The sequence below is a fragment of the Streptomyces sp. NPDC028308 genome, from assembly GCF_055565855.1.
In genome coordinates this window covers 688724-700584 of sequence record NZ_JBVHTO010000001.1, presented here as the reverse complement: position 1 = coordinate 700584, position 11861 = coordinate 688724, and the positions used below count along the sequence as shown (strand labels likewise).

Here is an 11861-nt window from a genome sequence, read left to right as displayed (position 1 = left end):
GCCCCGTCAGCGTCTGCCGCGGGCCACCCCCAGCTCTCCCCTCAGCCGTTGTGCGCGCAGGACGAGTTCCAGTTCGAAGCGGCGGTCCGGGTCGTCGACCTCGTCGCCCCACAGCTCCCTGATCTGCCGCAGCCGGTAGCGGACGGTCTGCGGATGGACCCCGAGCCGGGCGGCGACCTCGGGGGCGCCACCGCGTGTCTCCAGCCAGGCCAGCATGGTCTCCGCGAGCCGGCGGCCGTGGGTGGGACCGCAGTGCGCGAGCGGGGCCAGGCAGCGCAGCGCGAGGTCGTCGATCAGCTCCTCGGGCTGGAGCAGGACCAGGGCCTCCGTGTGTTCCGTGCAGTGCAGCACCTCGCCGCCCGGCAGCAGCCGCCGCTCCATGAGCCGTACCGCCGCCTCCGCCCAGCGCAGCGACTTCGCCGCGTCGACCAGCGGGACCGGCGGCCCGATCGCCCCGGCCCAGCCGGTGAGCGCGCGGTGCAGGAGTTCGGGGCGGCCCGCCGCGTCCGGTTCCGGCACGACCATGCGGGGCTGCTCGTACTCCATGTCGAGCAGGACGCTCTGGCCCACGGCGGGGGCGACGGCCTCGCGCGCCGGGCGCAGCAGCACCCCGACCGCGACCTTGGCGGGCAGCGGCCAGCCGATCCGGGCGGCGCGTTCGGCGAGCGCGTCGGTCGGGTCGCCCCTGGTGTGCTCGGCGAGGAGCAGCTCCATGAGGCGGCGCTGGAGACGCAGCCGCTCGCCGGCCTGGCGGGCCGCCGCCTCCGCGTAGCCGCGCACGGACTGGTCGACCAGCCCGTCGAGATACTCGTAGCCCGCGTCGACGAGTTCGTACATCGCCGGTGGCGGGATCTCGACGCGCTGCCCGATCTCGGCGAACCGGCGCCAGGCGAGCCGCACCCCGAGCCGGTAGATCGCCTGGAGCGAGTCGAGGCTGCGGCCGTTCAGCCCCTCGCCGCGGCCGAACTCCTGGAAGACCTCGGGGGGAACGCGCGGGCGCCCCTCGGCGGTCTCCAGGTGCTGGACGAAGACCTCGATCGCCCGTCGGATGCCGATCAGCGCCATCGGTTCGCCGGAGTCGTCGAGCACGACGGGCAGATGCGGGTACTCCCGGCGGATCTCCCGCAGGATCTCCTCGGCGAGCACGGGGGCCTCCGCCATCGCCAGCGCGGCGAACTGCCGTACCTGAAGGCGCGGAACGTCACGCCAGGCCGAGCGCGCGGTGACCGTCCCCGGGCGGGAGGTCACGGTCAGCGCTCCCGGGCGGCATGCTCGTACGTGATCAGCGGGGTGTCGGGCTGGTCCGGAGTGGCGTCGAGCAGCGCCACGATGCCGAACGCGGCGCCCACGGCGAGGGCGGCGGCGGCCACGACGGTCAACGCGGCGGCGAGCAGTCTGGACATCGCAGGGTCAGCCTCTCTGTCGGAGGTCGTCCCCACCCCGGCCACCCGGCCCGAAGGCCGCGCGTCCTGCCTGCCCCGTACCGGCCCCGTCCGGCAAGTGCCCAGTCTCGACAATGCATTGACACTTCGTCAAGGGTGCGCCTACGGTTCCCGGCCCATACCGCACGTGCACTTTCCCTCCTGGTGTCGACGCACGCGTATCCGCTCGTACCACCACGTATCACGCGTGTGCCGAGCCGACTCAAGCCACTGGAGTGCCCGGATGCGCCGGACCGCCCGCCCGTCTCCCGACCACCACCCCGCACGGAGGCCCTTCCGGGCGCGCCCGCCCGTCTCCGTCTCCCTCCTCCTGCTGGGCCTCGGCACCTTCCTGCTGGTACTGGCCCCGATGCTCGCGTGGTACGTGCAGCCGCGCGCCGCCGTGAACCCCGTCGACATCGACACCACCGCGGTCTACACCGGCACCGGCAGCGTCTTCGACGTCGAGAAGGTCGAGACCGTCCCGGACCAGCGGATCACCGTCACCCAGCGGGTGCGCGGCGACGTCGCCGACAGCGAGCGCAGCGGCAGAGCGGTCTGGGACGTGACGACGACGGTCGACACGGACAAGTCGCTGCCCGCGGCCGACCCGCACGACGCCCTGGAGTTCACGCCGCACCGGTGGGTCACCGACCGCAGGACCAACGCCCCGGTGCACTGCTGCCGGGAGAAGCCGTACATCCAGGGCGAGGCCTACCTCAAGTTCCCCTTCGACGTGCAGAAACGCGCCTACCGCTGGTGGGACAACTCCCTCGGCGCGACGGTCACCCTGCACTACCGGGACACCAAGAAGGTCCAGGGGTACGAGGGTTACCGCTTCACCGGCACCGTGCCGGCCACCAGGACCGGGACCAGGCTCGTACCGGGCGCGATCGTCGGGCAGCCCGAGCGCAGTCAGGTGCTCGCCGAGGAGTGGTACGCCAACCACCTCGTCGAGCTCGTCGTCGACCAGCGCACGGGCCGGGTGCTCTACGCGCAGGTCGGTCCCCGCAGGACACTGCGCGCCCCGGGCGCCGCGAAGGACGCGGCGGTGCTCCTGGACAGCAGGAAGCTCGCCTTCACCACCGCCACCCAGAAGGACCAGGTGAAACAGGCGAAGTCGGAGAGCGGCCAACTGCGCATGCTGGGCCAGACGTTGCCCGTGGGGGCCGCGGTACTGGGCTTCCTGCTCGCCGCGGCGGGAGCCGTTTTGGTGCTGCGCGGGCGACCGCGTCCCGATACGCCCGACTCCTCCCGTTCAGCCCTCACGAAGTGATGTGCCGTCAGCTCCACAAAGCCCCGAAATTGTCACGCCGGTGAGTAGCAGCAACGAACGGCTGGGCGAAAACTGTCCACCCCACCCGAACACAGCCCGGTCACAACCCCACCACAGCCGGCCCCGTTTCCCCCCACGGAACGGAACCGACCGAGAACCGAGACCCCGACCGGCGGACCGAAGATCCGCACCCGCTCCACGCCCCTCCCCCCACGCTGAGTTCCGCACCCTGAGACGAGTTGGAGCACCCATGCCCCAGCACGTGCCTTCCTCGCTGCGCGACGCGTTCCCGCGCTCCGCGCAGTACCCCCCGGCGCTCCCCCCACACCCGCGCCGCATCGTCTTCCTCGCGCACCGCGACCTCGGGAACCCCGCCGCCGGCGGCTCCGAACTCCTGGTCGACCGGCTCGCCGACGGACTCACCCGGCTCGGCCACCAGGTCACGCTGCTGTGCGGAGGACCCGCGTCCTACCGCGACTACCGGGTCGTCTCGGCGGGCGGCGACCTCGGCCACTACCTGCGCGCCCGCTCCGCCTTCCGGCGTCAGGTCGGCGACTGCGACCTGCTGGTCGAGGTGTGCAACGGGATGCCGTACCTGGCCCCGCTGTGGCACCGCGGACCCACGCTGTGCCTGGTCAACCACGTCCACACCGATCTGTGGCGGATGCGCTTCGGCGGTCCGCTCGCGCCGGCCGCCCGGCTCGGCCGCAGACTCGAACACTGGGCGCTGACCGGTGCGCAGCGGCGCAACCTGGTGGTCGCCGTCTCCCCCTCGACCGCGCAGGCGCTGCGCGCGATCGGGGTCGAGCGGGACCGGATCCGGGTCGTGCACAACGGGGTCGAGGAGCCCGGGCCGCGGTCCCCGCGCTCGCCGGAGCCGCTGTTCCTGGCGATGGGACGGCTCGTCGAGTACAAGCGGATCGACCTGTTGCTGCGGCTGTGGGAGCGGGTCCGTCCGGTCACCGGCGGCCGGCTGGTGATCGTCGGCGAGGGCCCCGAGCGGGAGCGGCTGGAACGGCTCGCGGGTCCGGGCGTCGAGTTCGCCGGCCGGGTGTCGGAGGCCGAGAAGCACCGGCTGCTGTGCGCGGCGTGGCTGCTGCTGCACCCCTCGGCGGTCGAGGGGTGGGGCCTGGTCGTCACCGAGGCCGCCACCCGGGAGACCCCGGCGATCGCCTTCGACGTCCCCGGGCTGCGGGACTCCGTGGTGGACGGCGAGACGGGGGTGCTGGCGCGCGGCGAGTCCTCCTTCGCGGCGGCCTGGTGCACCCTCGCGCTCAGCGGCCACCGGCGCGCCCGGATGGGCGCCGCCGCCCGTGAGCACGCCGCCCGGTACCGCTGGAACCACACGGTCCGCCGGTTCGGAGCGGTGGCCGCGGAGGCGGTGAGGAGCTGGACGCCGTGAGCACCCCGAGGGGTATGGGTGCGGGTACCGGTGCCGGTACCGGTCCGGGTACCAACACCGGTACCGATGCAGGTGCTGGTCCGGGTGCCGGTGCCGGTGCCCATGCCGGTGCCGGTACGGGTACCAACACCGGTATCGATGCAGGTGCTGGTCCGGGTGCCGGTGCCGGTGCCCATGCCGGTACCGGTACGGGTACCAACACCGGTACCGATGCAGGTGCTGGTCCGGGTGCCGGTGCCGGTGCCCCTGCCGGTGCCGATCCGGGTGCCAACGCCGGTACCGATGCAGGTGCCGGCCCGGGTGCCGGGGCGAAGGGGCCTGGCGGGACCGGGTTCAAAGATCCCTCGCTGCGGCGGTCCCTCGCTCTCTTCCGGGCCTTCCGGCACGAGCAGGACGACCCCGCCGCCTGCTACTCGCTGCTCGCCCGCGACGCCGCCGACCAGGTCGAGGCGTACGGCCCCGTCCGCGGCCGTACCGTCGTGGACGTCGGCGGCGGGGGCGGTTACTTCACCGCGGAGTTCCGCCGCCGCGGCGCGCAGGCGTACCTCTTCGAACCCGACGTCGCGGAGCTGGGCCGGAAACCGCCGGACGGGGCGGTCGTCGCCGACGGATACCTGCTGCCGCTGGCCGACGGGGTCGCCGACGTCTGCTTCTCCTCCAACGTCCTGGAGCACGTGGCCGACCCGCAGACCTTCCTCAGCGAGATGGTGCGGGTGACCCGGCCCGGCGGGCTGATCTACGTCTCCTTCACCAACTGGCTCTCCCCGTGGGGCGGTCACGAGTGGGCGCCCTGGCACTACCTCGGCGCCGAGCGGGCCCGGGCCCGCTACCGCCGCCGTACGGGCAAGCCGGCCAAGCACACCCTCGGCGAGAACCTCTTCGCCGTGCACATCGGCTCCACCCTGCGGCAGGTCCGCGCCCGTGACGACGTCGCGGTCCTCTCGGCGCGCTCCCGCTACTGGCCGTTCCTCGCGTCCGCCGTCGCGAAGGCGCCGGGACTGCGCGAGTTCGCCACCTGGAACCTCCTCCTCATCCTCCGGCGGTGTCCACCATGACGAGCACGGTCCAGGCCCCACCCCCGGCAGCCGTCCGCCCCGCCGCCACCGCCTCCGGCCCCCCGGAGGGTCCGCGGTCGCGGCGGTGGCTGCTGGGGTTCTGGGCCGTGGTGTTCGTGCTGTTCCTGGCCGTGCACCCCGGCCGGACGACCTTCGACACCAAGCTCGGTGTCGCGCTGGACCCCTGGCAGTTCCTCTCCGACCTCGGCCAGCTGTGGCACGACCGGGGCGGTTTCGGCGGCCTCCAGGACCAGTACGTCGGCTACGCCTGGCCGATGCTGCCGTTCTACGGCCTGTGCAAGCTGGTCCACCTGCCGGTGTGGCTGGCGGAGCGGCTGTGGCTGTCGGTCGTCGTGTCCGTCGCGTTCTGGGGCGCGCTGCGGCTGGCGGAGCGGCTGCGCGTCGGCACGTCCGCGTCCCGGCTGCTCGCCGCGACGGCGTACGCGCTGTGGCCGGTCTTCACGATCGTCGTCGGCTCCACCTCGGCCGCCGCCCTGCCGGGCGCCTTCCTGCCGTGGGTGCTGCTGCCGCTGACCGACGGGCGGTACGCCGCCCGGATCGCCGCGCTGCGCTCCGCGCTGATCGTCCCCTTCATGGGCGGGGTGAACGCGGCCGCGACCCTGGCCTCCCTGCTGCCCGTCGGCCTGTACCTGCTCTCGCGTCCGCGCGGCCCCCGGCAGCGCAAGCTCATCGCCTGGTGGGTGCCGGGCGTGCTGCTGGCGACGGCCTGGTGGGTGATCCCCCTGCTGCTGCTCGGCGTCTACGGGGAGAACTTCCTCCCGTACGTGGAGACCTCGCAGACGACGACGGCCACCATGTCCGCCACCGAGACCCTGCGCGGCGCCGGGAACTGGGTCGCCTATCTGCACTTCGGCGAGGCCTGGCTGCCGGCCGGCTGGACCGTCGTCTCCTCGGTGGCCGTGGTGCTCTGCTCGGCGCTCGCCGCGGGCCTCGGCCTCGCCGGTCTCGCGAGACGGGACCTGCCGGAGCGCCGGTGGCTGGTGCTGACCGTGCTCACGGTCGCCCTCATCACGCTGGCGGGGTACGGCGGTTCGCTCGGCGCGCCCTTCCACGGCACCGTCCAGGACTGGCTGAACGGCGGGCTCGTCCCCTTCCGCAACATCTACAAGTTCCAGACGGGACTCGCTCTCGCGCTCGTGCTCGGGCTGGCCCATCTGGTCGGCGTGGCCTCCTCCGAACGCGGGGCCCGCCGGGTGCGCGGACGCCGTCTCGCCCCGCTGGTCGCGGCGGTCCTGGTCCTGCCGGGGCTCGCCTGGCCGTATCTCAACGGGTCGATCCTGAACCCGGGTTCGTTCCGGGAGCTGCCCCGGTACTGGCAGAGCACGGCCGACTGGCTGGAGAAGTACTCGCCGGACTCCCGGGCCCTCGTCGTGCCGGCCACCGCGCACGGCCTCTACACCTGGGGCTCCCCCGTCGACCAGCCGCTCGACGTCCTCGCCGGCTCCCGCTGGGCGCAGCGGGACTACGTCCCCTTCGGCACCCCCGGCAACCGCCGGGCCATGGACGCGGTGGAGCAGTCCCTGATGACGGGCGCCGAGGTGCCGGGCCTGGCCGACTACCTGAGCCGGGCCGGCCTCTACTACGTCGTCGTCCGCAACGACCTCGACCCCGACCAGCTCGGCTACGTCCCCACCGCGACCGTGAAGCGGACCCTGGAGCAGTCCGGGTACCGGCGGGTCACCGGCCTCGGGCCCGTGACGACCGGCGGCCGGATCGCGGAGGACACCCCGTTGCAGGTCGAGGGCCTGTACCCGCGCCAGCGCGCCGTCGAGATCTACGAGCCGGCGGACGCGGACGTCCCGCGGCCCGGGCAGGCCGGGCTGAAGGCGGTCGCCGACACCGCCGTCGTCTCCGGCGGACCCGAGGCGCTGCTCCCGCTGTCCGCCGAACCCGGGATGCGGAACAGGGCCGCGGTGCTGACCGGTGACAGCCACCCCGGTCTCGGCACCCCGCCGGTGCAGGTGCTCGGCGACGGGCTGCGCCGGGCCGACACCCGCTTCGGCCTCGTCAACTCCAACACCTCGTACACGTACACGCGTGACCAGCGCAACGACGAGGACAGCGCACAGGACGCGGGTGAGAAGCCGCACCAGATCCTGCCGACGACGGGCCTGGAGCACCAGACGGTGGCCGAGCTGCGCGGCGCCCGCTCGGTGACCGCCTCGTCGAGCGGCAACTGGCTGTTCCACCTGCCCCAGTACGACCCCGTGAACGCCTTCGACGGCAATCCCGGCACCGCCTGGGCCGAGGGCGCGGCGAAGTCGGCCGACGGGCAGTGGCTGCGCATCGGCTTCACCGGTTCCGTGGACGTGCCGTCGTCGTTCCGGGTGACGCCGCTGCCGCAGGACGGGGTGCGGTCGGCGCCCACCCGCGTGCGGATCGAGACGGAGAAGGGCTCCGCGACCAGCTTCCTCCAGCCGAACGGCATGACCCAGCGCGTCAAGGCCCCGGCCGGGGAGACGAGTTGGCTGAAGGTCACGATCGTCGGCTCCACCGCGCGGCACCCCGGCCTCACCGGCGCCGGCTTCTCCGAGATCGACCTCCCCGACGCCCAGGTGACGCGGCTGCTGCGGCTCCCGACGGACGCCGCCGGCTCGGACGCCGCCGCCGGGATCGTCTCGCTGCACCGCACGTCCGACCCGACCGGGCTGTCCCCGACGGGCACCGAGGCGGGCCTGCACCGCCGGTTCACGGCCTCGGCCGCCGGCAGCTACGAGGTGCGGGCGAGCGCGGTCCCCGTCCCCGGCGAGGAACTGGACCGGCTGCTCTACGAGGTCGCGCCGGGGCAGCGGAGCCGGATCGTCGCCACGGCGGACTCCACGGCCCGGCTCGGCAGCGGACTGTCGGCCCGCAACCTCACCGACGGCGACCTGACGACGGCGTGGATCGCGGGCGGCAGCCCCGTCATCCACCTGCGCTGGCCGGACAAGCAGGCGGTCGGCTCGATCGTGCTGGCCCCGGCGGGCGGCCTGTCCACCCGGCCCACGAAGATCAGCATCAGCTCCCCGGACGGCGCGGCGATCGCCGGGGTCGACGAGAACGGCTGGGCCCGCTTCGACCCGATCACGACCGACCGGCTCGACATCACCGTGACGGAGAGCGCGCCGCTCACCGTCCACAACCCGGTGGCGGACGACGACCTGCAACTGCCGGTCGGCCTCACCGAGGCGTACATCCCGGCCCTCGACCAGTACCGCACCCGGCAGCCCTCGCCGTCCCGGACCTTCTCGCTCCCGTGCGGGAAGGGGCCGGTCCTCGCGGTCGACGGCGAGTTGTACGAGACGGCCGCGAAGGGCACGGTACGGGACCTGACCGAGCGCCGTCCGATCGAGCTGACGCTCTGTCAGGAAGGCGCGGCGGACGCGGCGCTGCAACTGGGCACCGGCGCCCACCGCGTCGAGGCCGGGGACGCGGGTCCGCTCGCCGTGACCGACGTGACGCTGACCCACGGGACGGTGGCGGAGGCGTCCACGGCCGGCCGCGACCTGCGCGTACGCGACTGGCTCGGCGACCGGCGCACGCTCACCGTCGGCTCCGGCGCGGCCTCCTACCTGACGACGTACGAGAACTTCAACGACGGCTGGGAGGCGACGCTGGACGGCAGGAAGCTCACGCCGGTCCGGCTCGACGGCTGGCAGCAGGGCTGGCGGATCCCGGCCGGCGCTGGCGGCACCGTCAAGCTGTCGTACGGCCCCTCGACCGTCTACGAGGCCGGGCTGATCGGCGGTGTCGTCGCCGTGGCGCTGCTCGCCGGGCTCGTCCTGTGGCGCCGCCGCTCACCCGACCCCGACGAGCCGGGGCCCGTACCGCCGGGCCCGGGTCCGTGGCTGGGCGTGGTCGCGCTCACGCTCGTGGGGATCGTGATCGCCGGGTTGCTCGCGCTGCTGGTCCCGCTGCTGGCGCTGCTCGCCGTGAAGCGGCACGCGCTGCTCGTGCCGGTCGCCTTCCTCGCGCTCACCGGGGCGGGGATCACCGCCGCCACCGGCGCCGGGTCACCGCCCGGGGCGGACGTCGGCGCCTTCCACCCGGTGGCCCAACTGCTCGCGCTGGTCGGCTTGTTCGCGGCGCTGGTGAGCGTGCGGGAGACCACGCCGGGGGCGGCGGGATCGACCCTGCGGTGGGAGACGCCACCGGCGTCGGAGGCCCCCACCGCTCCGCTGCCGCGCCGCCGCAGGGGCGAGCACGGCGGCCCGGGGACGGACACCCGGCGCACCGGCGGGGACCCGCCCGCGGCCCACGCCGAGAGCGCACCCGGGGAGCGGGGCTCCGCTCCCGCGGCCCCGCCGGCCTACGGGCACGGGGCCGGTCCGGCCCGCGGCCAGGACAGCGGACCCGGCGCCGCGGCTCCCGGCGGTGCGCGGGACGGCGGAGCGGGCCGGGACGGGGAGGGCGCGGGGGCGCCGCCGCCTCCGCCCGCGCCCTGGGCCCCCGCCGACGCCTCCCCCGTACCGGAGGCGCCGCCGCGGCCCGTCGCCGGGCCGACCGTCTCCGCGCGGGGGCCGGCGCGGCCCGACACCGATCCGCCCACCGCCCGGATCGGCTTCCGCAAACCGCGGCCCGCGACACCGTCCAAAGACACGGACACGGACACGGACCGCCAGGGCGACACGGGGAAGGGCGAGGCCACATGACCGCTGTGCAGCATCCGGCGCGGGACGGCACGAACGGACCCGGACGGCCGCCCGCGCGCGTGCCGTTCCCCGTGGTGGACGAGGTCGCCCGGCACTGCCGGCAGGACGAGGAGCCCGAGACCGTCCACATCGAGGTCCACCTGCCCGGCCGGCTCGACCGGGCGCGTCTCACCGCGGCCTTCACGGCGGCCCTGCGGCGGCACCCCCGCATCCTGATGCGCGAGGCCGCGGGCCCCTGGTACCGGCGGCGCTACGAGTGGGAGCTGACCGGGGACCCGGACGTCGAGGTGGTGACCTTCCCGCCGCCGGGCCGCGACGCCCTCGACCGCGCGCGCCGGCGGGCCCTGGACAGCGCCCCGCCGCTGACCGCGTCGCCCCCGATCCGGCTGGAGGTCGTCGAGGACGACGGCTCCCACGGCACCGTCCTGTTCCTCACCGTCAACCACACGGCGCTGGACGGCCCCGCCTGCCTGCGCGTCCTCGCCACCGCGGCCGAGCTGTACGGCGGCCGGGACAACGCCCCCGCCGCGCCGCCGGTGCGCGTGCCCGACCCCTCGCCCGCCGCCGCGCCGCAGGCCGCGTCCGGCTGGGCCCCGCCCGCCCGGGTCGCCCGCGGCACGCCCGAATCCTCGCCCGGCAACGGCCTGCTCGTCACCGAACTGCCCGTCCCGCACCGCCCCAAGGGCTCCCCGTACACGGTCAACGACCAGCTGATGGTGGCCACCGCCCTGATGATCACCGACTGGAACCGGGAGCACGGCGCGCGTCCCCGCCCGCTGCGCATCACGATGCCGGTCGACGACCGCCCCCGGGGCACGGACATGCCGATCGGCAACGGCACCCGGCTCGTCGAGGTGCCCTTCGCGCCGGAGGAACTGGACCCGGCCCGGATGCGTGAGCTGCTGCGCCGTACGGCGGACCGCACGCGCGCCCTCAAGTCCCAGCCGCGCCCCCAACTCGGGCACGGCGCGGCCCTGTTGACCGCCCCGGTGGTGCCGGTCGCCTGGCGGGCCGCCGCCACCCGGGGGCTGCGCCGGGCGGTGGCGCCCTGGACGTCGACCACCCTGCTGAGCAACATCGGCCGCATCCCGTACTCGCTGGACTTCGGGGAGGACGCCGGCCGCGCGCACGCGGTCTGGTTCTCCGCGCCGGCCCGCATGCCTCGCGGCCTGACCGTCACGACCGCGTCCACCGCGGGCCGCCTCCACGTGGCCCTGCGGTGGTCGCGCTCCCTGCTCGGACACGGCGACGGCGCCCGGCTGCGCGACCTCTTCGAGCACCGTCTGCACGCGACGCAGGAGGGCCCGTGACCACGACCGCCCCGGCCCGGCGGGGCCTGCGGGACTTCTACGAGGACCCGGCCGTCCCCGTCGCCTCCGGCACCCCCCGCAGTCTGCGCCAGGCCCGCATGCTGGCCGCCGCGCTCGGCCCGGCCACCGAGGGCGCGCGCACCGTCCTCGACATCGGCTGCGGCGACGGCACCGCCGCCGCCACCGCCGCCCCCTTCCTCGCCGGGCACCGGCTCGTCGGCGTCGACTGGTCCCAGGACGCCCTCAGACGTGCCCACGCCCGGCTGCCGTACTCCGTGCGCGGTGAACTCACCGACGGCGGGCTGCCGTTCGCGTCCGGGGCGGCCGACGCGGTCCTGTTCAGCGAGGTGATCGAGCACCTTGTCGACCCCGACTCCGCCCTCGACGAGATCCGGCGGGTGCTGCGCCCCGGCGGCCACCTGATGCTCTCCACCCCGAACCTCGCCGCCTGGTACAACCGCGCCCTGCTGCTCGCGGGCGTGCAGCCCGTGTTCTCCGAGGTGAGCCTGCGGGCGGTCCACGGGCGTCCGGGCCGGGAGGTCGTCGGCCATCTGCGGCTCTACACGGCGCGCGCGCTGCGGGAGTTCGTGGCCGCGTCGGGCTTCGAGGTCGTCGCACTGCGGGGCGCGCCCTTCCACGGCGTACCGCGTCCGCTGCGGCCGCTGGACCGGCTCGCCTGCGCCGTCCCCGCGGCGTCCTCGATCCTGCTGCTGCACGCGCGAAGGACGTAGCCGATGTGGTGGGG

The 11861-nt window shown here is 74.8% G+C and carries 8 protein-coding genes; 6 read left to right on the top strand and 2 right to left on the bottom strand.

The features are described 5' to 3' along the window. Nucleotides 1-6: 6 nt before the first annotated feature. The gene (locus ACZ4VA_RS02905; RefSeq protein WP_355790525.1) at nucleotides 7-1248 is read right to left on the bottom strand and encodes a PucR-like N-terminal domain-containing protein; all 1242 of its coding nucleotides are present in this window, start codon (nucleotides 1246-1248) and stop codon (nucleotides 7-9) included. A 2-nt stretch (nucleotides 1249-1250) separates the two neighbouring features. Further along, nucleotides 1251-1403, bottom strand: coding sequence for a hypothetical protein (locus tag ACZ4VA_RS02900; RefSeq protein WP_355790522.1), 153 nt, complete (start codon nucleotides 1401-1403; stop codon nucleotides 1251-1253). A 262-nt stretch (nucleotides 1404-1665) separates the two neighbouring features. Between ACZ4VA_RS02900 and pgfA the strand changes: the two genes are divergently transcribed. From pgfA to ACZ4VA_RS02870, 6 genes are all read left to right on the top strand, one after another. Next, nucleotides 1666-2697 (top strand): cell envelope lipid trafficking protein PgfA, encoded by a 1032-nt coding sequence (gene pgfA / locus ACZ4VA_RS02895; protein WP_356237757.1) that lies wholly within the window; start codon nucleotides 1666-1668, stop codon nucleotides 2695-2697. Nucleotides 2698-2947: 250 nt separating this feature from the next. Further along, entirely contained in the window at nucleotides 2948-4099 is a 1152-nt protein-coding gene (locus ACZ4VA_RS02890; protein ID WP_355790517.1) for a glycosyltransferase family 4 protein, read from the top strand. A gap of 347 nt (nucleotides 4100-4446) precedes the next feature. Next, nucleotides 4447-5154 carry a class I SAM-dependent methyltransferase gene (locus tag ACZ4VA_RS02885; protein ID WP_356168433.1) on the top strand — a complete coding sequence of 236 codons (708 nt, stop codon included), beginning with the start codon at nucleotides 4447-4449 and terminating at the stop codon, nucleotides 5152-5154. Then, nucleotides 5151-9806, top strand: coding sequence for an alpha-(1->3)-arabinofuranosyltransferase (locus tag ACZ4VA_RS02880; protein WP_452923251.1), 4656 nt, complete (start codon nucleotides 5151-5153; stop codon nucleotides 9804-9806). The genes ACZ4VA_RS02885 and ACZ4VA_RS02880 overlap by 4 nt, the downstream gene beginning before the upstream one ends. Then, a complete protein-coding gene (locus tag ACZ4VA_RS02875; protein ID WP_468079408.1) occupies nucleotides 9803-11116 on the top strand; it encodes a condensation protein in 1314 nt (437 codons plus the stop codon). The genes ACZ4VA_RS02880 and ACZ4VA_RS02875 overlap by 4 nt, the downstream gene beginning before the upstream one ends. Then, a complete protein-coding gene (locus tag ACZ4VA_RS02870; RefSeq protein ID WP_468079406.1) occupies nucleotides 11113-11847 on the top strand; it encodes a class I SAM-dependent methyltransferase in 735 nt (244 codons plus the stop codon). The genes ACZ4VA_RS02875 and ACZ4VA_RS02870 overlap by 4 nt, the downstream gene beginning before the upstream one ends. Nucleotides 11848-11861: the final 14 nt, after the last annotated feature.